The organism is Xanthobacter variabilis, assembly GCF_043831965.2.
Lineage (GTDB): Bacteria > Pseudomonadota > Alphaproteobacteria > Rhizobiales > Xanthobacteraceae > Xanthobacter.
The window spans coordinates 3006428-3029760 of record NZ_CM195533.1 but is presented as its reverse complement, the minus strand read 5'-3'; the positions used below and the strand labels follow the sequence as shown (position 1 = coordinate 3029760).

At 67.3% G+C, this 23333-nt stretch carries 20 protein-coding genes and 2 tRNA genes; 15 read left to right on the top strand and 7 right to left on the bottom strand.

Annotated elements, in window-relative coordinates; all coding sequences use genetic code 11:
* Positions 1-176: 176 nt before the first annotated feature.
* Positions 177-851 (bottom strand): TetR/AcrR family transcriptional regulator, encoded by a 675-nt coding sequence (locus V5F26_RS13150; RefSeq protein WP_394946135.1) that lies wholly within the window; start codon positions 849-851, stop codon positions 177-179.
* Positions 852-1111: 260 nt separating this feature from the next.
* Between V5F26_RS13150 and V5F26_RS13145 the strand changes: the two genes are divergently transcribed.
* The 8 genes from V5F26_RS13145 (at position 1112) to cynS (ending at position 9065) form a co-directional block, all read left to right on the top strand.
* The gene (locus tag V5F26_RS13145) at positions 1112-1684 is read left to right on the top strand and encodes an OsmC family protein (protein ID WP_234050190.1); all 573 of its coding nucleotides are present in this window, start codon (positions 1112-1114) and stop codon (positions 1682-1684) included.
* Positions 1685-1771: 87 nt separating this feature from the next.
* The gene (locus tag V5F26_RS13140) at positions 1772-2893 is read left to right on the top strand and encodes an acyl-CoA dehydrogenase family protein (RefSeq protein ID WP_394057106.1); all 1122 of its coding nucleotides are present in this window, start codon (positions 1772-1774) and stop codon (positions 2891-2893) included.
* Positions 2894-3016: 123 nt separating this feature from the next.
* Positions 3017-3877 carry a sulfurtransferase gene (locus V5F26_RS13135; RefSeq protein ID WP_394946134.1) on the top strand — a complete coding sequence of 287 codons (861 nt, stop codon included), beginning with the start codon at positions 3017-3019 and terminating at the stop codon, positions 3875-3877.
* 190 nt (positions 3878-4067) lie between these two features.
* The gene (locus V5F26_RS13130; protein ID WP_394946133.1) at positions 4068-5252 is read left to right on the top strand and encodes an NAD(P)/FAD-dependent oxidoreductase; all 1185 of its coding nucleotides are present in this window, start codon (positions 4068-4070) and stop codon (positions 5250-5252) included.
* 81 nt (positions 5253-5333) lie between these two features.
* Complete coding sequence (locus tag V5F26_RS13125; protein WP_394946132.1) at positions 5334-6701, top strand: CmpA/NrtA family ABC transporter substrate-binding protein; 1368 nt, start codon at positions 5334-5336, stop codon at positions 6699-6701.
* Positions 6702-6704: 3 nt separating this feature from the next.
* Positions 6705-7544: a nitrate ABC transporter permease gene (ntrB, locus tag V5F26_RS13120; RefSeq protein WP_234050185.1), complete on the top strand. Its 840-nt coding sequence runs from the start codon at positions 6705-6707 to the stop codon at positions 7542-7544.
* A 5-nt stretch (positions 7545-7549) separates the two neighbouring features.
* A complete protein-coding gene (locus V5F26_RS13115) occupies positions 7550-8494 on the top strand; it encodes an ABC transporter ATP-binding protein (protein ID WP_394946131.1) in 945 nt (314 codons plus the stop codon).
* Positions 8495-8582: 88 nt separating this feature from the next.
* A complete protein-coding gene (cynS, locus tag V5F26_RS13110) occupies positions 8583-9065 on the top strand; it encodes a cyanase (RefSeq protein ID WP_234050183.1) in 483 nt (160 codons plus the stop codon).
* Positions 9066-9289: 224 nt separating this feature from the next.
* On the opposite strand, the gene V5F26_RS13105 is transcribed toward cynS, so the two are convergent.
* A complete protein-coding gene (locus tag V5F26_RS13105) occupies positions 9290-10684 on the bottom strand; it encodes a class II 3-deoxy-7-phosphoheptulonate synthase (protein WP_234050796.1) in 1395 nt (464 codons plus the stop codon).
* Between the two features lie 359 nt (positions 10685-11043).
* Between V5F26_RS13105 and V5F26_RS13100 the strand changes: the two genes are divergently transcribed.
* The 3 genes from V5F26_RS13100 (at position 11044) to V5F26_RS13090 (ending at position 14340) form a co-directional block, all read left to right on the top strand.
* Positions 11044-12279, top strand: a complete 1236-nt coding sequence (locus V5F26_RS13100; RefSeq protein ID WP_394946130.1) for a multidrug effflux MFS transporter — start codon at positions 11044-11046, stop codon at positions 12277-12279.
* A 107-nt stretch (positions 12280-12386) separates the two neighbouring features.
* The gene (locus V5F26_RS13095; RefSeq protein ID WP_394946129.1) at positions 12387-13034 is read left to right on the top strand and encodes a TetR/AcrR family transcriptional regulator; all 648 of its coding nucleotides are present in this window, start codon (positions 12387-12389) and stop codon (positions 13032-13034) included.
* Entirely contained in the window at positions 13027-14340 is a 1314-nt protein-coding gene (locus V5F26_RS13090) for a glycosyltransferase (RefSeq protein WP_394946128.1), read from the top strand. The genes V5F26_RS13095 and V5F26_RS13090 overlap by 8 nt, the downstream gene beginning before the upstream one ends.
* A 68-nt stretch (positions 14341-14408) precedes the next feature.
* Here V5F26_RS13090 and gor read toward each other — a convergent pair whose 3' ends face one another.
* From gor to V5F26_RS13070, 4 genes are all read right to left on the bottom strand, one after another.
* Complete coding sequence (gene gor, locus V5F26_RS13085) at positions 14409-15770, bottom strand: glutathione-disulfide reductase (RefSeq protein ID WP_394946127.1); 1362 nt, start codon at positions 15768-15770, stop codon at positions 14409-14411.
* 232 nt (positions 15771-16002) lie between these two features.
* A complete protein-coding gene (locus V5F26_RS13080) occupies positions 16003-16545 on the bottom strand; it encodes a DUF2059 domain-containing protein (protein WP_234050176.1) in 543 nt (180 codons plus the stop codon).
* Between the two features lie 26 nt (positions 16546-16571).
* Positions 16572-17276, bottom strand: a complete 705-nt coding sequence (gene rpiA / locus V5F26_RS13075) for a ribose-5-phosphate isomerase RpiA (protein ID WP_234050175.1) — start codon at positions 17274-17276, stop codon at positions 16572-16574.
* 146 nt (positions 17277-17422) lie between these two features.
* Positions 17423-17899: a hypothetical protein gene (locus tag V5F26_RS13070; RefSeq protein ID WP_394057116.1), complete on the bottom strand. Its 477-nt coding sequence runs from the start codon at positions 17897-17899 to the stop codon at positions 17423-17425.
* A 144-nt stretch (positions 17900-18043) separates the two neighbouring features.
* On the opposite strand from V5F26_RS13070, the gene gph reads away from it, so the two are divergent.
* The 4 genes from gph to V5F26_RS13050 all read left to right on the top strand — a co-directional run bounded on the left by gph (position 18044) and on the right by V5F26_RS13050 (position 20082).
* A complete protein-coding gene (gene gph / locus V5F26_RS13065; protein ID WP_234050173.1) occupies positions 18044-18769 on the top strand; it encodes a phosphoglycolate phosphatase in 726 nt (241 codons plus the stop codon).
* A gap of 185 nt (positions 18770-18954) precedes the next feature.
* A tRNA-Val gene (locus tag V5F26_RS13060) sits at positions 18955-19029 on the top strand.
* Between the two features lie 85 nt (positions 19030-19114).
* Positions 19115-19189 (top strand) — tRNA-Val (locus V5F26_RS13055).
* A gap of 224 nt (positions 19190-19413) precedes the next feature.
* The gene (locus V5F26_RS13050; protein WP_394946126.1) at positions 19414-20082 is read left to right on the top strand and encodes an SGNH/GDSL hydrolase family protein; all 669 of its coding nucleotides are present in this window, start codon (positions 19414-19416) and stop codon (positions 20080-20082) included.
* Between the two features lie 53 nt (positions 20083-20135).
* On the opposite strand, the gene V5F26_RS13045 is transcribed toward V5F26_RS13050, so the two are convergent.
* A complete protein-coding gene (locus V5F26_RS13045; RefSeq protein ID WP_394946125.1) occupies positions 20136-23141 on the bottom strand; it encodes an outer membrane protein in 3006 nt (1001 codons plus the stop codon).
* Positions 23142-23333: the final 192 nt, after the last annotated feature.

Sequence of the window (23333 nt, the reverse complement as noted above, 5' to 3'; positions counted from 1 at the left end):
CGGTCGGTCCGCCACGGGCCTGCTGAACAGTGGCGGCAATCAGCGGGGCCGTCGGCCTAAGCCGGCTGCTCGCAGCTCATCTCCGTGCGGCGCGCCTTGGTGCCGCCCGGCTACGCCCGCGCCACCCATCCACTCCATGGGCCGCTTGCGCGGGCAATCGCGCGCAGGGGCGTGGATCAGGCCGCCTCGGCGCACAGGCCTCGCAACAGCACATCGGCGCTTTCGCCGGCAAGTAGCGCCACGTTGGAATCCTTGGTGATCATGGCCGCGACGATGGCGCCATCGATCAGAAGGCCCAATTGATGGGCAAGACCATGGGGGTCACGGGCGCCCGCCTCGCGCGCGAGGTCGGTCAATGTGTCCAGCACCACTTTCTTATGATTGAGGGCAATCTGGCGCATGCGGTCGTCGCGCTTATCGGTCTCGGCCACCGCATTGATGAAGGGGCAGCCGAAGAAGTGGTCATCGTTGAACCACTCCCGCAGAATGGGGAACACCCGGCGCAGGCGCGCGAGGGGCGCTGCCTCACCTTTCAGCAGCTCGCCTATGAACCAGTCACGCCAGGCCGCCCCCTCCTTCTCCAGCACGGCTTCCACCAGCCGTTCCTTGGAGCCGAACGTCTTATAAAGCGTCGCCTTGGCCGTGGAGGCCTCCGCGACCACCGCATCCACCCCCACGGCTGTGATGCCGTACTGGCAGAACAGGCGCGTGGCGGCGGCGATGATGCGCTCGCGCGCCTTGGGTTCCGCGCCCTCGCCGCCCTCGGCAAACGCGCGCCCGTGCGGATTTCTGGGAGCCGACAGCGCCGGCTCGGAAAGGCTGGCGGGAGAGGTTTTGGACTGACGCGCCATCTTCGTCTTCGCTCTTTTCTGAAGCAGATCCTGCAACGGGTCTCACCAGTGTGCCGCAATTGCAGGCAAAAAGACAGACCGTTCTGACTAAACATAGCAGGGATCATGCCGAAACAAAGCCGGCGAATCCCGACGGGAATGTAGGCCACATCTGGCCTTGTGGCGATTATCCGAAAACATCGCGCCCTTCGGCTCCACTTGGCACGCGGCTTGTATAAGACAGACCGGTCTGTCTGTTCAGGCGCACCAAGGAGATTGAGATGTCTGCACCCGCCCCCAACACCGTGCTCACCGGCTGCCTGGCGCCGGAGGCCGCCACGGGCTGCCTCGCCCCCATCAACAAGGATGGGCTCAACCAGCTGATCGAGGCCGGCAAGGCCAATCCGAACGTCATCAAGACCTTGAAGTGCAAGACGGTTGCGGAAGGCCGCTTCCGGCATGCCAACTATATCCGCAGCCTGCCCCCCTACATCGTCGACGAACCCCCGGGACTGCTGGGCGACGACACCGCGCCGAACCCCTCCGAGGCGTCGCTCGCCGCCCTCGGCTCCTGCATCGCCGTGGGCCTGCACGCCAATGCCATCCATCGCGGCTGGACCGTGCGCAAGCTGGAGCTGCACCTGGAAGGTGACCTGAACATCACCGCCGTGTGGGGCACGGGCGACGTGAGCGAGAAGCCGGTGGGCTTCACCGACGTGCGCATCAAGGTGGAAATGGAGTGTGATGGCGTGCCGAAGGAAGAGATCGACGCCCTCATCGCCCATGTGAAGAAGTGGTCGCCCGTGGCCAACACCTTCACCCGCCCGGTGAACCTGGAAGTGGGCCTGGCCTGAGCCGCAGCGTTCGCTCCCACCGCTGACGACGATCGACGCGCCCGGCACGGGGCCGGGCGCGCGCCCTTCCCGCCTTCGAGGACCGACATGCTCGCCGCCACCGCAACTCCCGCTGAAACCGCTCCCGCCGCAGCCGCGCTGCAGCCGCAGGCGGCGCTCGCCGAGATCGGCAAGATCGCGTCCGGCGACCTTGCGGCCTGGGCGCGTGCCATCGACGAAGGCACCTATCCCACCACGCTGCTGCACAACCTCGCTGATGCCGGCGCCTTCCGCCTGCACCTGAACGAGGGCCACAAGCTGGGCGACACCATCGAGGGCATGTCCCTGGTGTCACAGCAGTGCGTGTCCACCGGCTTCATGGCGTGGTGCCAGAACACACTGGTCTGGTACCTCATCAATTCCGAGAACCCCGCCCCGCGCGAGAAGTATCTCGCCGCCGCCGCCAATGGCCAGATCCTCGGCGGCACCGCCCTCTCCAACCCCATGAAGTCCTTCTATGACATCGAAGGGCTGAAGCTGAAGGGTAAGCGGGTCGAAGGCGGCTACACGGTCAAGGGCATCCTGCCGTGGGTGTCCAATCTTGGGCCGGACCATTTCTTTGGCGGCATTTTTTCCGTGGAAGGCCGCGACACGCCGGTGATGGCGCTGTTCGACTGCGCCGACCCGGCCATCACCCTCAAGCCCTGCGAGCGCTTCCTTTCCATGGACGGCACCGGCACCTATGGCGTGCAGGTGCGCGACATGTTCGTGCCCGACGAGATGGTGCTGGCGGACAACGCCATGCCGTTCGTAAAGAAGATGCGCGGCGGCTTCATCATGCTCCAGGCCGGCATGGCCGTGGGCCTCATCCGCGACTGCATCGCGCTGATGCGCGAGGTGGAAGGCCCGCTCGGCCACGTCAACCGCTTCCTGGAAGTGCAGCCCAGCCAGATGGCGGAGACGCTGGCCGCCATTGAGACCGAAGTGGCGGAGCTCGCCGCCGACCCGTTCGACACCTCGGATGCCTATTGGCGGCGCGTGGTGGCAGCCCGGCTCCTGGCCGGCGAGGTGAGCGTTCAGGCGGCCCATAACGCCATGCTCCATTGCGGCGCGCGCGGCTATGTGGCGGCCCATCGCTGCCAGCGGCGCCTGCGCGAGGCCTATTTCGTGGCCATCGTCACGCCCGCCACCAAGCAGCTTCGCCTGATGCTGGACCAGATGCCGGCCTGACGCCGGCGCCCTCCAGTGTCCAACACCGGACGAGGACGCAAAGCCCTCGCCGAACAACAAGATGGCAAAGCCATCACACCTTCCAGCGCGTCTCGGTTCAGCTTGTTTCCAGAGGGGATTACCATGAGCGGAGTCCTGATTACGCCGTCTGAACTGTCCAGCCTCCTGTCGTCCGCGCCCACGGTGCTGATCGACACCCGTGATGCGGCAAGCTATGCGGCCGGCCACATCCCCGGCGCCGTAAACCTCAACGAGATCTTCACCTATCTCGCCACTTCGACCCCCGAAGGCTATGCGGAGCTGAAGAAGAAGTTCGCCGATGCCTTCGGCAAGGCCGGTCTTTCCGGCAATGAGACGGCCGTCATCTACGAACAGTCCATGGCTTCAGGCTTCGGCCAGTCCTGCCGCGGCTATTTCCTGCTCACCTTCCTGGGCTATCCCAAGATCAAGGTGCTGCACGGCGGCTTCGAGGCCTGGACCGCCGCCGGCCTGCCCGTGACCACCGAAGTGCCGAGCCCGGCGTCCGTCACCTTCCCCATGAGCGATGACGCCGGCGACCTCATCATCGACGCGGCAGCCATGCTCGATGCGGTTTCGGACCCGGCCGTGGCCAAGCTGGACGTGCGCGATGTGGATGAGTGGATCGGCGAGAGTTCCTCGCCCTATGGCAAGGATTTCTGCCCCCGCAAGGGCCGCATTCCCGGCGCCGTGTGGATCGAGTGGTACCGCATGATGAAGCCCACGGCCGAAGGCCCGCGCTTCAAGTCGGCACCTGAGATCTTGGCCGAATGCGCCACCGTGGGCATCTCCCCGGAAACGCCGGTCTATCTCTACTGCTTCAAGGGCGCGCGCGCGTCCAACACCTTCCTGGCCCTGAAGGAAGCGGGCGTGAAGGATGTGAAGATGTACTTCGGCTCGTGGAATGAGTGGTCCCGCGACCCGGCCTTGCCCATCGAGGAGGGGCATCCCGCGGCCGCACGCTGAGGGATCTCCCGCCGGGGGCTTCGCGCGCCCCTTGCCCATGGCCACGACCGGGCGCAGCCTCCGGCGTGGCCGGCATGAAGCGAACGCAGCAAGCCCCGGCGGGCCGATCCTTCAGCGTCCCCATCCGTCGCGCGGAGCGCCGCGCGGCGCCGATGCGATGCCTCCCTTTCCTGAACACCGGAGACACCCCATGAGCGCGCCCCTTGTCATCGTCGGAGCCGGCCAGGCCGCGGCCCAGGCCATCGCCTCCCTGCGCACGGAAGGCTTTGCCGGCGATATCGTGCTCTATGGCGACGAGCCCTATCTGCCCTATCAGCGCCCGCCTCTGTCGAAGGCCTATCTCGGCGACGAGCTGAGCGAGGACCGGCTGGAGCTGAAGGCCCCGAAATTCTATGCGGACAGCGGCGTGGCCGTGCACCTGCGCACCCGCGTCGCCCGCCTGCTGCCGGCCGAGAAGGCGGTGGAGCTGGCCGATGGCGCGCGCCAGCCCTATTCCACCCTGCTCATCGCCACCGGCACCCGCGCCCGTGAGCTGCCTGTGCCCGGCGCCGACCTGCCGGGCGTCTACTCCATCCGCTCCATCGACGACGTGAAGCGCTTCCGTGCCGCCGCCGTGCCGGGCGCGCGCCTCGTCATCATCGGCGGCGGCTATATCGGCCTGGAAGTGGCCGCCAAGGCGAAGAAGCTCGGGCTCGACGTGACCCTGGTGGAAGGCCAGCCGCGGCTGCTCGCCCGCGTCGCCTGCGCCACCATCTCCAATTTCGCGCTGGCCCTGCATGAGGGCCACGGCGTCACCATCCTCACCGGCATGGGCGTGGCGCGGCTCGCCGGCACCGACCATGTGAGCGGCGTGGAGCTGGCCGACGGGCGCGTGCTGCCGGCCGATCTCGCGCTGTCCGCCGTGGGCGCCCTGCCCAATGCCGAGCTTGCCGCCGAAGCGGGCATTGCCCTCGACAATGGCATCCGCGTCGATGCCCAGACCCGCACCAGTGCTCCCGATGTGTATGCAGTGGGCGATGTCGCATCCTTCCCCAGCGCGCTTTATGGGCGCCGGGTGCGCCTGGAATCCGTGCAGAACGCCATCGATCAGGCAAAGGCGGCGGCAAAAGCCATCACCGGCGGCAGCGTCAGCTACGATCCCGTGCCGTGGTTCTGGTCTGATCAATATGATGTGAAGCTGCAGATTGCCGGCCTCATCGACGGCTTCACCCGCACCGAGTGCGAGGGCGACATCTCAGCCGCGCGCTTCGCGGTGCGCTATTTCGCGGGGGACCGGCTGATTGCCGTGTGCTCCATCAACGATCCCAAGAGCCACATGCTGGCCCGCCGCGCGCTGGCGACTCCCACGCCCCAGGCCGCGCCCTCCCCCGCTTAAGCACCCTAACGTCAGCTTCTGGCACGCGCATTGCGAAGCGTGCGCCGCTTTCCCTGTTTCTGCCCGCAAGGAGATCTGTCGATGTCGATGTTCTCGAACCCGTTTTCAACGAAGTCGAAACTGTCCGGGCGTTGCGCCTGCGGGCAGCATGACAGCGCGGAGGCCCATCTGGCGGCCGAGCGGGCGGGGAGCCTCGACGACGAGTCCCGCTACAAGGAAGTGGTCGCCTCCGGCCTCATGCGCGCCCTGTTTCCGCAGGACGTGAAGCGCCGCGCCTTCCTCAAGGCCGTGGGCGCCTCCACCGCGGCAGCCGCGCTCTCCACCTTCTTCCCGCTGGATCTGGCCACCGAGGCCTTCGCCGCCACGGGCAAGCCGGAAAAGACCGACCTGAAGGTGGGCTTCATCCCGATCACCTGCGCCACCCCCATCATCATGGCGCACCCCATGGGCTTTTATAAGAAGCACGGCCTCAACGTGGACGTGGTGAAGACCGCGGGCTGGGCCGTGGTGCGCGACAAGACCATCAACAAGGAATATGACGCCGCCCACATGCTGGCGCCCATGCCGCTGGCCATCTCCCAGGGCCTGGGCTCCAACCCCATCCCGTTCGTCACCGCAGCCATCGAGAACATCAACGGCCAGTCCTTCACCCTTGGCATCAAGCACAAGGACAAGATGGACGTGAAGTCGTGGAAGGGCCTGAAGTTCGCCATTCCGTATGACTTCTCCATGCACAATTATCTGCTGCGCTATCTGCTGGCGGAAAACGGCATCGACCCGGACAACGACGTGCAGCTGCGCGTGGTGCCGCCGCCGGAGATGGTGGCCAACCTGCGCGCGGAGAACATCGACGGCTTCCTGGCGCCCGGCAACGTGGCCCAGCGCGCGGTGTATGACGGCGTGGGCTTCATCCACTCGCTGTCGAAGTCCATGTGGGATGGGCATCCGTGCTGCGCCTTCGCCGCCAGCCGCGAATTCATCACCACCATGCCGAATACTTACGCGGCACTGCTGCGCGCCATCGTGGACGCCACCGGCTATGCCTCCAAGGCCGAGAACCGCAAGGCCATCGCCGAGGCCATCGCCCCGGCCGCCTATCTCAACCAGCCGCCGATCGTGCTGGAACAGGTGCTGGTGGGCAAGTATGCCAACGGCCTCGGCCAGATCAAGGACGACCCGAACCGCATCGATTTCGATCCCTTCCCGTGGGAAAGCTTCGCGGTGTGGATGCTCACCCAGATGAAGCGCTGGGGCCAGGTGAAAGGCGAGGTGGATTACCAGGGCATCGCCAACCAGGTGTTCCTGGCCACCGACGCAGCCAAGGTGATGAAGGAAATGGGCCTGACCCCGCCCGCCACCACCACCAAGAGCTTCTCGGTCATGGGCAAGCTGTTCGATCCCGCCAAGCCCGAGGCGTATCTGAACTCCTTCGCCATCAAGCGGAGCTGAACCATGAAGAGCCTCGGCGTGCGCGCCGGCATCCTGTCGGTGGTCCTGTTCCTCGCCTTCTGCCTTGTCTGGCAGATCGCCGTTACCCCGAGCGCGAGCTCGGGGCCGGCCCTCGACCCGGAATATGCGAAGCTGATGGGCATCACCACGGCCGGGTCCCAATCCGCCATGCCGGGGCCGCTGGAGGTGATGCAGAAGCTCTGGGTCGCCCTCTCGGACCCGTTCTATGACAACGGCCCCAACGACAAGGGGCTGGGCCTCCAGCTCCTTTATTCCATCGGCCGCGTGGCCATCGGCTATGGCCTCGCGGTGCTGGTGGCGGTGCCGCTGGGCTTCCTCATCGGCATGTCGCCGCTGGCCTACCGGGCGCTGGATCCGTTCATCCAGGTGCTGAAGCCCATCTCGCCCTTGGCCTGGATGCCGCTTGCCCTCTACACCATCAAGGATTCCAACCTCTCGGCCATCTTCGTCATCTTCATCTGCTCGGTGTGGCCCATGCTGCTGAACACGGCGTTCGGCGTCGGCTCGGTGCGCAAGGAGTGGCTGAACGTGGCGCGCACCCTGGAGGTGGGGGCCTGGCGGCGGGCGTTCACGGTGATCCTGCCGGCGGCGGCGCCCACCATCCTCACCGGCATGCGCATTTCCATCGGCATCGCCTGGCTCGTCATCGTGGCGGCCGAGATGCTCGTGGGTGGCACCGGCATTGGATATTTCGTGTGGAACGAGTGGAACAACCTGTCCATCTCCAACGTGATCGTCGGCATCCTGATGATCGGCGTGGTGGGCATGGTCCTCGATCTGATCCTGGCGCGCCTCCAGCGGCGCGTGACCTTCCCGGAGTGAGCGCCATGGCAGAGATCGACACCAAGGCCGCCGTCCCGGCCGACCCGAAGTTCATTTCCATCGAGGGCATCTCCCGGCGCTATCCCAAGCGCGAGGGCGGGGTCACGACCATTTTTGAGAATCTCTGGCTCCAGGTGCCGCGCGGCGAGTTCGTGTGCATCATCGGCCACTCGGGATGCGGCAAGACCTCCGTTCTCAACATTCTGGCGGGGCTTGAGGCCCCGTCCGAGGGCGCGGTGATCGTGGACGGGCAGGCCATTTCCGGCCCCAGCCTCGACCGCGCGGTGATCTTCCAGGGCCATGCCCTGCTGCCCTGGCGCAGCGTGCTCGGCAATGTCGCCTATGCGGTCTCCTCCCGCTGGCGCAAGGCCGGAAAGGCCGAGGTGGAGGAGCGCTCGCGCCGCTTCATCGAGCTGGTGGGCCTCAAGGGTAGCGAGCAGAAGAAGCCGGCCGAGCTCTCCGGCGGCATGCGCCAGCGCGTGGGCATCGCCCGGGCGCTGTCCATCGAGCCGAAGATCCTGCTGATGGACGAGCCCTTCTCCGCCCTCGATGCGCTCACCCGCGGCACACTGCAGGACGAGGTGCGGCGCATCTGCCTTTCCACCGGCCAGACTGTGGTCATGATCACCCACGATGTGGACGAGGCCATCTACCTCGCCGACAAGATCGTGCTGATGACCAACGGCCCCGAGGCCATGGTCGCGGAGGTGGTTGACAATCCGCTGCCCAAGGACCGCGCCCGCGACAGCATCCATCGCCACGAGGACTATTACACGGTGCGCAACCACCTGGTGGACTTCCTGGTGAGCCGCAGCCGCACCTTCCGCGATGACAAGCCTGCCGGCTACGACACCCGCCGCCCGCCCACTGTCCGGCTGGGCAGCGCCGCCAAGGTCGACGACGCCGCCAACACCATTCCCTTCCCCGCCGCCGCCAACGGACGCGACTGACGGCAAGCCCCACTCCAGCCGGCCGACGGGCGCCCGCGCCCGCCGCCCCTGGCGAACTCACGACACGATCGAAGTGTGGAGATGAAAAATGAAGCGTGAACAGCTCACCGAGAAGATTCTCGACATCAAGCGCGAAAAGGGTTGGAGCTGGAAGTATATCTGCGAGGAGATCGGCGGCATTTCCCCGATCCTCATCACCGGCGCCCTGCTGGGCCAGATGAAGCTGGTGAAGCCCCTGGCCAAGAAGGCCGCCACCCTGTTCGGCCTCTCTGAGACCGAAGAGAAGATGCTGAACGAGGTGCCCATGCGCGGCACGCCCATGCCGCCCACCGACCCGCTCATCTATCGCTTCTACGAGCTGATCCTGGTGAACGGCCCGGCCATCAAGGCGCTGATTGAGGATGAGTTCGGCGACGGCATCATGTCCGCCATCGACTTCGACATGGACATCTCGCGCCAGGCCAATGAGAAGGGCGACCGCGTGGGCATCACCATGTCCGGCAAGTTCCTGCCCTACAAGTATTATGGCGCCGAGCAGGGCATTCCCTCCCTCGGCTACAAGGAAGACTGAGGCCCCACGCCCGGCGGCCCAGCGCGTCGGGCACCTTCGCTGCGCCACTGACCGGCCAGCCAGGGGCTCATCGCCCGAAACATCGAGGCGATGGGCCCCAAGACAGGGAGCCAGAAGGCAAGGGGCTCCGAGACAAGGCGGCAACACCCCGCGCCGCACCCAAGAAAAAAGGCGCCACCCTTTCGGGAGGCGCCTTTTCTATTCAGCCGTCGAGAGCTGGCGGATCACTCCGCCGCTTCGACCGCCACCGGGCCACGGGCAAGCCGATCGCGCTTCAGAAGCTCGGCCACCAGGAAGGCGGTCTCGATGGACTGCTCCGCATTGAGGCGCGGGTCGCAATAGGTGTGGTAGCGATCGCGCAGATCCTCGTCGGAAATGGCGCGGGCGCCGCCGGTGCACTCGGTCACGTCCTTGCCGGTCATCTCCAGGTGCACGCCGCCGGGATGGGTGCCCTCGGCCGCATGCACGTCGAAGAAGGCGCGGATTTCCGCCTGCACCCGCTCGAACGGGCGGGTCTTGTAGCCCGAGGCGGCCTTGATGGTATTGCCGTGCATGGGATCGCACGACCACACCACGGTGCGGCCTTCCTTCTCCACCGCCCGTACCAGCGCCGGCAGGTGGTCGCCCACCTTGTCCGCGCCGAAGCGGCAGATGAGGGTGATGCGGCCGGCCTCATTGTCGGGCTGCAGGATATCCAGCAGGCGAATGAGACCGTCCGGCGTGAGCGAGGGACCGCACTTGATGCCGATCGGGTTGTGGATGCCGCGGAAATACTCCACGTGGGCATGGTCCGGCTGGCGGGTCCGATCGCCGATCCACAGCATGTGGCCGGAGGTGGCGTACCAGTCGCCGGAGGTGGAATCCACGCGGGTGAGGGCCTGTTCGTAGCCCAGCAGGAGCGCCTCGTGGCTCGTGAAGAAATCCGTCGAGCTCAATTCCGGATGGCTCTTGGGATCGATCCCGCAGGCGCGCATGAAGTCCAGCGCCTCCGTGATCCGGTTCGCCAGTTCCTGGTAACGGGAGGACTGGGGCGAATCCTTCACGAACCCCAGCATCCAAGCATGGGCATTGGCAAGGTTCGCATAGCCGCCATTGGCGAAGGCGCGCAGCAGGTTCAGCGTCGCCGCCGCCTGCCGGTAGGCTTCGAGCTGGCGGCGCGGATCAGGCACGCGCGCGGCTTCCGTGAAGGCGAGATCGTTGACGATATCGCCGCGGTAGCTGGGCAGAGTCACCCCACCCACGGTCTCGTTGTCCGAGGACCGCGGCTTGGCGAACTGGCCGGCGATGCGCCCCACCTTCACCACCGGCACCGAGCCGGCGAAGGTGAGAACCACCGACATCTGCAGGAACACCCGGAAGAAATCGCGGATGTTGTCGGCGTTGTGCTCCTCGAAGCTCTCGGCGCAGTCGCCGCCTTGGAGCAGGAAAGCCTCGCCCTTGGCCACTCGGGCAAGTTCGGCCTTCAGCTTACGGGCCTCACCAGCGAAAACCAGCGGCGGGTAGGAGGCAAGCTTGGCCTCCACCTCGGAGAGCAGCGCCTTGTCCGGATAATCCGGCATCTGGACGCCTGGATAAAATCGCCAGCTCTCCGGACGCCAGCCTTCGGCGCGGCGAGACATCTCGGCGCCAGGGACGGGTGCGGATTGCGGGCGGGTCACCATTTGACTCTCCATGAGGTTGCCGGCCTGGGACCGTTCCCGACCGGACCCGGACTGGCGTTCCTCTTGTGTTCGCCCAGCCGGAAGCGGGCTTATACATGAACACCGTGGCTTGCAAAAGGCGAGCGCCGTCCGTTGAGGCCATGTGGCGACGCTGCATCGCATTCGCAAGACCGCAGCGCGGAGATGGAAGGCCGCCGCGCGCCCCCTTCTCTTCCCATCGGCCATCCCCTATGAGTGCGCACCGTGCGGCTCCCCTCCTGTCCGCCGCGCCTTTTCACGCGTGTCTGTTGCGGGACACCTCACCCCTCGAGTGCGCCATGTCCCAGGCCCCCGCGTCTACGTCGAAATCCACACCCGGATTCATCGAATTCGTTACCCTGATTGCCCTGATGATGGGGCTCACGGCTTTTTCGATCGATAACCTGCTGCCCGCCTTCGGCTCCATCCGCGAGCATTTCGCGCTGGCCAACGAAAACGACGTACAGCTGACGGTCTATGCCTATCTCCTCGGCATTGGCGCGGCGCAGATCGTCTATGGCCCTTGGTCGGATGTGGTGGGCCGGCGCCCGGTGCTGATGGTGGGTCTCGCCATCTATCTCGTCGCCGGGCTGGTGGCGCTGGTCACTGATTCCTTTTCCACCCTGATTCTGGCGCGCGTAATCCAGGGCGCCGGGGCCGGCGCCGCGCGGGTGCTGGCGGTCGCCATCGTGCGCGACCGGTTCGAGGGGCGCGAGATGGCGCGCATCATGTCCCTCACCATGATGGTATTCCTGGCGGTGCCGATCCTCGCGCCGGCGGCGGGCAGCCTCATTCTGGCGCTGGGGTCGTGGCGGCTGATCTTCGTCGCCATGGTCGCCCTCACGCTGGTGCTCGCCTTGTGGTTCGGCCTGCGGATGCCGGAGACGCTGCATCCGGAATACCGCATGTCGTTCTCGCCCCGCGCCATCCTGGCCGGCATGACCCTCTGCATCACCACCCGCCGGTCGCTGGGCTATGCCACCGCGATGGGGCTGATGATGGGCTGCCTCATGACCTATGTGGGCTCCGCCTCCCAGGTGTTCCAGACCGATGTTTATCAGCTCGGAACCCTGTTTCCGGTGGTGTTCGCGGGGGTGGCGGTCGTCATGGCCCTCGCCTCCTTCCTGAATGCGACGCTGGTTCGCCGCGTCGGCATGCGGCGGCTGTCCCACGGCGGACTGCTCGGGTTCCTGCTGGCGTCCGTCGGGCTGGTGGCCGCCGGCCTCGGCTTTGAGGGCAAGCCGCCGTTCTGGATGTTCTGCGCGCTCGTCGCGCTCGGCCAATTCCTGTTCGCGCTCACGGTGCCGAACTTCAACTCCATCGCCATGGAACCTCTCGGCTCCGTTGCCGGCACGGCCTCGTCCTTCATCGGCTGCTACACCACGCTCATGGCGGCGCTGCTGGCGCTCGCCGCCGGCCGCGCCTTCGATGGCACGGTGCTGCCGCTGAGCCTCACCTACCTCACCTTGAGCGTGCTGGCAGTGCTGGCGGCCCTGTGGGCCGAGCACGGGAGATTGTTCGGCCACCAGTCTTAGGCGGCCGGGCCACATTTAATGTAAGTGGCCATAAAATGAATTATTGACGCGGGCGCGGATTTCGCGATAGTCATACTATCATGAAATCTGCGAACGCTCCTTCCCCCATGCCCGACGCTGCGGATGCCCCCTCGAAGCGGGGCTACAAGCAGGGCGCCCGCGCGCGCTCGGCCGAGCAGACCGCCGAGCGCATCCTCGACGCTTTTGCCCACCGCATTCGGGATGATTGGTTCGATCAGGTCACCCTTGACCAGATCGCCCGTGACGCGGGCGTCACCGTGCCCACCGTGGTTCGTCGCTTCGGCAGCAAAGAGGGCCTGCTCGATGCCGTGCAGAAGCGCCTCGCCACCGAGATCACCGAGCGGCGGCGGATCGCACCCGGCGACATTGCCCACGCGCTCGCCATCCTCATGGAAGACTACGAGGCCACCGGCGATCTGGTGATGCGGGTCCTGGCCCAGGAAGAGCGCCACGCGCCCTTCAAGAGCATGGCCGACATCGGGCGCGTCTTTCATCGCAACTGGCTCTCGAGCGTGTTCGCCCCCTGGCTGGAAGGCCTGCCGGACGCCGCGCGCCAGGCCCGGCTCGACGCCCTCGTGGTGGCCTCCGACATCTATGTCTGGAAGCTCGCACGCCGCGACATGGGGCGGTCGCGGGCCGAAACCCTGACCCTCTTTCACACCCTCGTTGAAGCCATCATCGGCACCGCCGCCGAGGCCTCCATCGCCCGTCCGCAGGAGCCCCGCAATGTCTGACGGCCCCCCGAAATCATTTCTGATCGCCACCTTTGAGGGTGGCGGCGCCGTTCCGCCCTTCATTGAGCTGGCCCGCCGGCTGGTGGAGCGGGGGCACAGCGTGCGGCTGATGAGCGATGCCTGCAATCGGGTGGAAGCCCTCGCCTCCGGTGCCCGCTTCGCCCCCTGGACGCGCGCGCCCTCCAAGATTGCCCGAGCCCGGGAGTTCGACCATTTCCACGATTGGGCGGCGGCCACGCCCTTCGAGGGCATCAAAGCCGTGTTCGATGCCCAGCTGACGGGCCCTGCCCTCGCCTTTGCCCAGGACGTCACGGCTGAACTCGCCCGTGAGCCCGCCGACCTCGTGGTGTCGAACGAGATGCTGTTCGGCGTGCAGCTCGGCTGCGAGGCGTTGAGGCAGAACATGGTTCTGCTGGGCGTGAACATCAATCTGTTCCCGCCCGCGGGCGTGCCGCCCATGGGGCCGGGCCTGATGCGCGCGCGCACCGCCGAGGAGGCCGCCGAGCACGAGGCCATCCGCGCGGAAATCCGCCAGGCACTCGACACCAGCGGCCTGCCCGCCCTCAATGGCGCCCGCGAGAGCCTCGGGCTTGCGCCGCTCGCGACGCTGGCGCAGCAGCACGACGCCGGGCGCGCCCTGCTGCTGGCCACCAGCCGCGCATTCGATTTCGCGCCCGATCCGATGCCGGAGCGGCTGCATTATGTGGGCCCCATCCTGGCCGACCCAACCTGGGCGGAGCCCTTCATTTTGCCCTTCCCGGCGGAAGATGAGCGCCCGCTCGTGCTGGTGGCCTTCAGCACCACGTTCCAGAATCACGCCGCTGCCGTGCAGCGGGTGATGGAGGCGCTGGGCCGCCTGCCGGTGCGCGCCATCGTGACCCTCGGCGGCTCGCTGGTCCGCTCGGACTTCGCGAGCCTGCCCAGCAACATCGCCATTCTCGATAGCGCGCCCCACGCCCAGGTGATGGCCGAGGCGGCGGTGGTGGTGACCCATGGCGGCCACGGCACGGTGATGAAGGCGCTGGCTGCCGGACGCCCGCTGCTGGTGATGCCCCATGGCCGCGACCAGGCGGACAATGCCGCCCGCATCGCCTGCCACGGCGCGGGCCTGACGCTGCCCCCTTCCGTCCCCGCCGACGACATCCACGCCGCCCTGTCGCGGCTGCTCAACGAGCCGTCCTTCACCGCTACCGCCCGAGATCTCGGCGGCAAGGTGCGGGAGGAGGCGGCTCAGTCCCCCCTCGTCGGCCTTCTCGAAAGCATGGCGTCCACGCCGCCCTGCTCGGGCAAGCTCTGCGCGGCCTGATCCCCCGCCAGGCCGCAGGCAGCGCTCGCCCGTCCCCTCCGACGGGCGAGCGTTTCACCTTGCGGAGATCAGGCGACCTTCGTGCGCATGGTCACCAGTTCCTCGGCCGCCGTGGGATGCACGGCGATGGTACGGTCGAAATCCGCCTTGGTCGCGCCCATGCCGACAGCGATGCCGGCGATCTGGATCATGTCGCCCGCCCCCTCGCCGACGATGTGGCAGCCGAGCACGCGGTCATTCTCCCCGTCCACCACCAGCTTCATGAACACCCGCGTGTCACGGCCGGACATGGTGGCCTTCATGGGGCGGAAGGTGGTCTTGTAGATATCCACCGGCCGCCCGGTGGCGCGGGCGCCTTCCTCGGACAGGCCCACCGTGCCGATTTCCGGCTCGCAGAACACCGCCGTGGGCACCAGGGAGTGGTCCACGGTCCAGGGCTTGTTGCCAAACACTGTGTCAGCGAAGGCATGGCCCTCGCGGATGGCGACCGGGGTGAGGTTCACCCGGTTGGTCGCGTCACCCACCGCATAGATGGACGGCACGGAGGAGCGCGACTGCGCGTCCACCACCACGGCGCCCACCTTGTCCAGCTCCACGCCCGCGGCCTCCAGCCCCATGTTGCGGGTCGCGGGAATGCGGCCCACGGCCAGCATCACCTCGTCCGCCTCCAGGCTGGACCCGTCGGTGAAGGTCACCTTCTTGCCCCCCTCAACCGCCTCGATGGAGGCGAGGGACTGGCCGGGCATCAGCCGCAGGCCGGCGGTGGTGAACTCCGTCATCATGTGGGTGCGCACATCCTCGTCGAAGCCGCGCAGGGGCGCGTGGCCGCGATAGACGAGCGTCACCTCCGCCCCCAGTGCCCGGAACAGGCAGGCGAACTCGACGCCGATATAGCCGGCCCCCTGTACCACGATGCGATTGGGGAAGCGGGGCAGGTTGAACGCCTCGTTGGAGGTGATGGCGAGCTCCGCCCCGGGAATCGCCGGGCCCAGCGCCGGCTGTCCGCCGGTGGCGACCAGGATGTAGCGGGCGCTCACCTCCTCGCCGGTGGACAGAATGCGCACCGTGTGCGGATCCACCACCACGGCGCGCGAGGCCACCAGCTCCACCCCCGCCGACTGCGCATTGCGGGTGTAGATGCCCTCGAGGCGCGAGATTTCCTTGTCCTTGTTGGCAACCAGGGTGAGCCAGTCAAACTCCACCGCCTCCACCCGCCAGCCAAAGCCCGCCATGTCTTCCAGGTCGTGAGCGTAGCGGCCGGCATAGACGAACAGCTTCTTCGGCACGCAGCCGCGGATCACGCAGGTGCCCCCCACCCGGTATTCCTCCGCCATCATCACCTTGGCGCCGTGCTGGGCCGCGATGCGCGCCGCGCGCACCCCACCGGAGCCACCGCCGATGACGAACAGATCCACCTCTTTGCGAGACATCAGGCTCCACCTTTCCGGGCCGACACGGTTACGCCTAAGAAGTCTGCCACCCGCCGTGCCGTCAAGCGGGCAACCTGCCGCGACCGCGTGACACGCGGAAGACTCAAGGGCGCGGCCACCCCTGCAGGGGCCCGGCGCGGGCCCCTGCAGGGGTGGCCGCGCCAAGAAAAAGGGGCGCTCTCCCGCGGGAGGCGCCCCTTTTGTCGGCCGGCGCGTCAATGGCGCCGATGGCTCACAGGTTGAAGCCCTTCTTCTGCATCTCGGCGCGCACGCGGTCCACGGCCTGGGCATTGAGCTGGGCGCCCCACGCCTGGATGCCCTGAACGGCCTGCTGCACGATGGCCGGGCGGTCCTCAACCAGCTTGCGGCCGGTGGGGGTGCGATAGAAGGCCAGGGCCTCCTTCAGCTCGGCCTCGCTGAAGCGGGAGGCGTAAGCGGTGGCCAGGATCTGCAGGATCTCGGGCTTGCGCTTCTCGAATTCCGGCCGCAGCGAGAGCGCCACGTCGCGGAGCTGCTTGGCGAGATCAGGGTTGGTGGACAGGAAGGACAGCGCCGCCCCATCCACGATGTTGGCGATCACGCCGTCAAAGGCGCGCGCCTCGCCGTTGGCCTCCACCAGCTCCTTGGCAAGTGCGATCTGAGAGGCGGACGGCGCGGCGGCCTGGGCCAGCGCGACGCTGGAAACGGCAAGCGGGGCGGCCACGGCCGAAGCCGAAAGAGCCGCGGCCAGCAGCAGGCCGAAACGCCCGTGGGCGAGTTTGGAAGAACGCATCATCTTCTCCGGAAAGCGCGAATATTCAATCAAGCCTGGCGATCGATGACCAGAACGCCATCGGCGCCCGCGAGGACCGCCCGGCTGGCGAGGCCCAGGAACAGGCCATGCTCCACCACGCCCGGCACTTCGGAGATGGCGCGCGCGAGCGCGGCCGGGTCCGGAATGCGGCCGAGATGGGCGTCGAGCAGGACATGCCCGTGATCGGTGATGAAAGGATGACCGTCGCGATCCCGGCGCGGCCGCAGCTCACCGCTGCACCCGGCGGAGCGGATGGCCTCCTCCAGGCTGCGGGCGATGCTGGTGGCGCCGAAATCGACGATCTCGATGGGCAGCGGGAAGCGGCCCAGCACGTCCACCTTCTTGGTGTGATCGGCGATCACCACCATTTCCTTGGCGGCACGCGCCACGATCTTCTCGCGCAGCAGCGCACCGCCGCCGCCCTTTACCAGCGCGAGGCCCGGGCCGACCTCATCGGCACCGTCCACGCACAGGTCCAGCTCACCCACCTCGTCCAGGGTGCCGATCGGCACGCCGAGCTCGACCGCTTGGGCTAAAGTCTGCTCGGAGGTGGGCACGCCGATCACCTTGAGCCCGGCATAGACCTTCTCCGCCAGCAGCTCGACGAAGTGCCGGGCGGTGGAACCGGTGCCGAGGCCAAGCCGCATTCCGTCCTTCACATATTCGACAGCATGGGCGGCAGCGCGGCGCTTCAAGTCTTCGGCATGGGCCATGGGCGTTTCCGTCGTGGTGCGCGCGGGTGGGGAGGGACGCCGAACCGGCGCAAGGAGAAGGCGCCCCTGTCGCTCCCGGCTCTAGCTCCGATCGCGGCAGGGAACAAGCGCCGCGACGCCTCACCGGGTCACGCGCGCGTGCAAACTCAGCGCGCCTGGGGCGTGCACATCACGGTGGGTTCCACCTTGCCGCCCTCCTTGGGCAGGTCGCGGACGTAGCAGATGCTCATTTCGCCGGTCTCATAATTCACCCGGAACACGCCCGTCTCGCCCGCATAATGGGTGGAAACGATGCCATAGCGCCCGGCCTTCTGGGTGCCGGCGCCCTCGCCCTGGGCGAAGCAGCGCGTGACCCCGACCGAGGAGCCCGCCGGCCGCTCGAACTGGCAGGCGGAGACCTCTCCGGTCTTGCGGCTCACGCCATAGACCCGGTTTGCCTCGGCCGAGGGCGGGGCGGCAAAATCGAAAGCGCCGAAGCTCTGCGCCGAGGCCGGCGCGGCCGCCAGCAGCGCTCCGCCCAGGACCAGCAGCGCAGCAGCGCCGCCCCGGGTGAACACGGCCCGCGATGCCAGCAAGGCCGAGGACCGCATTTGCCGGCTCATCTCCACGCACACTTTCCCCATGCACACCTCCATCCGCGTCCACGCCCGCGCCCTGTGGCCGCAGGTGGATCTCCGGGCGGGACGCTGGCGCGGAAAAGCGGCAGGATTTAAGGCGGGCTGCCTATAATGGCCCGCAATCGCCAACCCAAAACAGAGGAACGCCTTATGTCTGCCCAGACGACGAACGCTCCGCCGCGCCCGGCCGGAAGCCCTGCCCTGCCTGTCATCACCTTCGATCTCGACGGCACGCTGGTGGATACGGCCCCCGACCTTTTGAACGCCCTCGACATGATTCTCGCCACCAACGGCCTGCCCACCGTGGACCGTGCCCGCGCCCGCAACATGATCGGCGGCGGCGCGAAGCTGCTCATCCAGCGCGCCCTCACCGCCTCCGGCGTGCCGTTCTCGGAAGCTGACCTCGCGGACCTGAACCAGCGATTCGTGGCCCATTACGCGGCCCACATCGCCGAGGAATCACGCCCTTTCCCAGGCCTGCTGCCGGCCCTCGACCAATTGGCGAAGAACGGGGCACAGCTCTGCGTGTGCACCAACAAGCTTGAGTCGCTGGCGCGCAGCCTGCTGGACTCCCTCGACCTGACGGATCGCTTCGCCGTCGTCACCGGCGGCGACACCTATGCCAAGCCGAAGCCGGACCCGCTGCCGCTCTCCTCCACCATCACCGCCGCCGGCGGCGCCCTCGGCAGCGCCATCATGGTGGGCGACAGCATTACCGATGTGCGCGCCGCCCGCGCCACCGGCGTGCCGGTGATCGCGGTGTCGTTCGGCTACACGGAGACGCCGCCGGCGGAACTGGGCGCGGACGCGCTGATTCACCATTACGATGAGCTCACCCGCGCCATTTCCGCCTTGCTGCCGCACCTTCCCGCCTGAGCGCCGCCCACGGCCTCTGCCGTCGAACCCTTCGGCCACAAGGGTTTGATGGCCCCAGGCTGGGGCCCGCCGCGGCGCGACTGCCCGACACTTGTGGATAGGCCGGCGCATTCCGGCGCGACGCGACCGCTCCCCTTGACACCAGCCCCCCCTCGCCCTAACAAGCGCTCCTCCACGATTGGAATGGGCGATTAGCTCAGCGGGAGAGCACTCCCTTCACACGGGAGGGGTCGCAGGTTCAATCCCTGCATCGCCCACCATTCCTTTCAAAGGCGATGGCTTTCCGCAAGGCCATGGCTGCCCCGGGGACGGGGTGCGAGGCTGGTTCAGCTTCGCGACGGGTACGGGCGATTAGCTCAGCGGGAGAGCACTCCCTTCACACGGGAGGGGTCGCAGGTTCAATCCCTGCATCGCCCACCATCCTTTGCCATTCATCCCCCACAAAGATCTCTCAGATTACCGTCCACGGGCGTCGTTGCGCACTATGGCGCGCGAACGACCATGCCTTGGCGCTGCCGGCCCACGAGCCGGAAACAAAGGGACATCTTCAGGCAAACAAACGACATTGCCCGGTCTCACCGTCGACACCAGCGCCCGCGACCATGAGGCCGATCGATTTTCAAACAGTCAAAGGTTCATCAACGATGCAGATGCCCTCGTGCAGTGCTCTCGCCCCCCGCGCCCTCCGGCCCTCGCCACGGCACTGGAAGCTGATCGCGGCGGCTGTTGCGCTGGTGGCAGCCGGCTATGCGGCGATGCATGTTCCCCTTGTCGCGCGCATCCAGATTCAACACGAGCTGAAGTCGTTCGGCACCCGGGCTCCGGTGATGATGCTGGGCGACAGCATCGCCTATGCGAGCAGCCCACAGACCCTGTGCGGCGAAGAAGTGTTCAACGCGGCTGTGCCCGGCGCCGGTGTGGCGGACCTGTTGGGCCAGGGCGTCAGGCTCGCGGACCGGGTCCAGCCGCGGCGGGTGGTGGTGGCCATTGGCGTGAATGATGCCGCCCGCAGCCGTGCGGACCTGCAGAAGTGGGCCGCCGAGTATCGGCAGCTCGTCATGTCCCTGTCCTCGGAGGACCTCACGCTCGTCGAAGTGAATCCGCTGGATTCCAGCTTCCCGGCGATGACACGCCTCTTCGACACCGGCTTCATCGCCCAGCAGAATGCGATCATCCGCACCCTGGCAGCCGAGACCGGTGCCCATCTGGTGCGCGCGCCGCTGACGTCGGAAACGGCGGACGGGCTCCACCCCAATGCTGGCGGCACCGTTCTGTGGCGCGCCCGCCTCTCCCAGTCCGCCTGCGCCCGCTGAGCCCAGCCTGGGCGCTTGCCTAGGCTCTAGCGGTCCGCAGCCCGCCCGCTCTGCTACTGCCCCCCGCCGAAGGTCGCGAAGCGGTAATTGACCGTCATCGCGACCATGTCGAGCCTGAGGCTGGCGGGCGCGAGATCGACCCCCGCCAGCGGCCACGGCTGGGCGGAGGAGAAGGCCGAAGAGCCGCCGAAGTCGAAGTGCTTGTACTCAAGCCCCACCGACAGGTTCGGCAGCAGCGCGTAGTCCACGCCGCCACCCAGCGTCCAGCCGGTATTGGTGCTGTCGTTGATTCGCACCGAACCGGTGAAATTGAACAGGTTGGCCTGGTCCGACTGCCGGTCCCACGCGAAACCGCCTCGGGCATAGAGCAGGGTCCGGTCAAAGGCATAGCCCACGCGGCCCGTCACCGTGCCCAGCGCATTCACCCGGCTCCCGCAATTAATGCCGCTCACCGCGCCCAGCGGCGCGGTTGAGAAGCAGGTGTCGGTGCCCGCCACGTTGGCCCAGCCCGCCGTCGCTTCCGCCCCCAGCACCAGCGCGCCCCACTGATAATCGCCGCCAATCTGCACCCCGGCCATGGCCCCGCCGAGATCCACCGCATCGCCCGTCACCGGCGTGGCGAAGGGCGAGTCATAGGTGGAGTGGGCCTTTCCGCCACCCAGAGCGCCGCCGACATAAAGGCCGGTCCAGCTCACCGGCGCCGCCTCCGCCTTCACCGGCATGCCGGTCGCGTCCGCCGGCGGCAGATCACCGAAACGGTAGGAGGCCTGGAGGAAGGCGCCATAGCGCTCCGCATAGAAGGCCATCGGCGAGCGCTGCGCCGAATAGGGGAACACGGTGGACGCCTCGTTGGTCGCGAAATACCAGTAGCGCCCGCCGAGCCCCATATTGAGGCGGTCGGTCACCGCATAGCTCAGCACCGCTTCCAGCTGCGCGCCCCAGCCATGGCCGGTTTCCGCCTGCGGGTTGATGTCCGCGCGGAACCAGTGGTTGTCGGCGCTGCTGCGGGTGGCGTAGGGCAGATAGGCGGCATCGACCTCAAGCCGCAGCCGGTCGGAGAGCTGCATGCGGCTGTTGAGGCCCAGGGCCACGCCCTGCCAGGTCTCGGTCTCGCTGAGGCCGATCGAGGACAGGAGAGCCGGATAGGCCTGCTGGCTGGCGACATCGCAGGTGGTGTCGCTGGCGATCTGGCGGCAGCCGAAGCCGTTCACGTTCTGGTAGAGCGCCCGATAGCCCACGAAGGCGCCGAGGCTGCTCTCCCCCTGCCTCACCAGCTCCATCCCCAGATCGAGCGCGCCATAGGCCAGCTGCCCGTCTTTCAGATCGGAAATGGTGTTGGAATAGGCGATGTCCGCCGGGAAGTCCTCGTCATACAGGCTGCCGCCGGAAAGGGTGCCGAGGCCGGCAAAGCCCTTCAGGAACAACCCGTCACGGTTCTCGAAGCGGAAAAAGGTCTCCAGCGACTGGCCGGTGGTGTTGCCATAGATGAGGCGCGAGTTGAGCCGATCGGGAAGGACCGGATGCATCAGGTCCTTCTGCATGCGGCCGGTGCTGACGAAATAGCGCCCGCCCACCTCACCGCTCCAGCCCGAGGGCAGCTCCGGCGCCTTGAAGAGGCCGGAGGCCGGCGCATCGGTGCCGGAGGCGAAGCGATAGTTGAGGCCCATGCGCACCGCGTCCAGCCGCTCCTTGAAGCTGGCGGTGGCGCTGCGCCCGGCGCCGGCATAGGCCAGCGACTGGGTGCCGAAGTCGTAATAGTCATATTCCAGGAAGGCCGAGAAGTTCTGCGTGAGCGCGTATTCGACCCCACTGCCGATCATCCAGCCCCAACGGGTGCCACTGCTGGTGAAATGCTGGGTCTCCGAGGTGGGGAACAGGGAGCTGGAGCCCGTGGCCCAGGCCGCGCCGGCCTTGCCATAGAACATCAGGTCGCCCCAGCTCTGGCCCAGCCGGGCCGAGATGGCGCCAAGGGAGTCCACCGAGTTGTGGCAGGCGAAGCTCGCGGGGGTGCCCGTATTTCCTGACACGCACTTGGCGTAGCTGCTGATATTGGCGGCGCTGGCCGAAACCTCGGCGCCCACCACCCAGGCCCCCATCTGATAATTGTAGCCCACCTGCCCGCCGCCGAGCAGGCCCATGGCGGTGCCCTCGCCGGGGAAGGAACCACCCGTAGCGGCCGCGGCGAGGAAGCCGGTGCCGGAGGTCCATTCATCCCGCCCCCAGGCGCCGCCCGCGTTCAGGCCCAGATAGAGTCCGGTCCAGTCGCGCCCCGGCACAGGCAGGCCGGCACCCGTTCCCGGCAGCGGCGCCGCCGCGGGCCGCCAGTTGAGGCCGAGCTTCACCATCTGCGCCGATTGCGACACGTTCGCGGACGCGGCCCCAAAGCCGCTGTTCAGGCCCATGGTGGATGAGCCGAAGTCGAGATAGGCGTATTCCGCCTTCGCGGAGAGCTGCGGCGTCAGGCCCATTTCCACGCCCGCGCCGACCGTCCAGCCCGTCTCGAAGCTGGAACCGGAATAGCGGCCGGCATAGGTGAAGCCCGTGGTGTTCACGCTCGTATTGGTGAAGGCCGCGCCGGCCTTGCCGTACACCAGCACATTGTCGAAGGCGTAGCCCAGGCGGGCGGCAAGGGTGGCGAGATAATCGGTCTGCGCTGAGCACACCGAGGCCCAGTCCCCCAGGCAGCGCGTGCGGGACATCTGGAAGCCGGAACCCAGCTCCCCTTCCACGCCAAGAACATAGCTGCCGATCTGATAATTGTAGCCGGCCTGGCTGCCAATCATGGCGCCGGAGGCCGAGCCGGAATTCGTGCCGGGCGGCATGGCGGTCGGCGCCAGCACGCCGGTGCCCGCGCCCCAGCTGGTGTCCACCAGCCCCGATCCCACATAGGTGCCAAGATAGAAGCCGGTCCAGGAAGCGGTGACGATGCCGGCGGCGTCGCCACTTTCGCCCGCCGTGGATGCCGGTGGCAGACCGGCCGCAAGAGCGAGCGGCGCAGCCAACATCGCCAGAGTGGAAACCGAAGCCAGCATCACGCCACGCAGCACCGACACACCCATGCCCCCACCCCCTATCCTTCGCCCTGACACGTCCGCAGATGTGAATCGCGAAAACGGTGTGCCATCTCCGCCGGGGTGCGGGCAAACGCGACGGAGCCCCGGCAGCCGGAATCGCCGGAATTGCCGTGAGCGTTACCGCGATGCCACAGGGATCGAGGGCCCCGGCGCGCCGCCGCCTTGGACACCCTCACC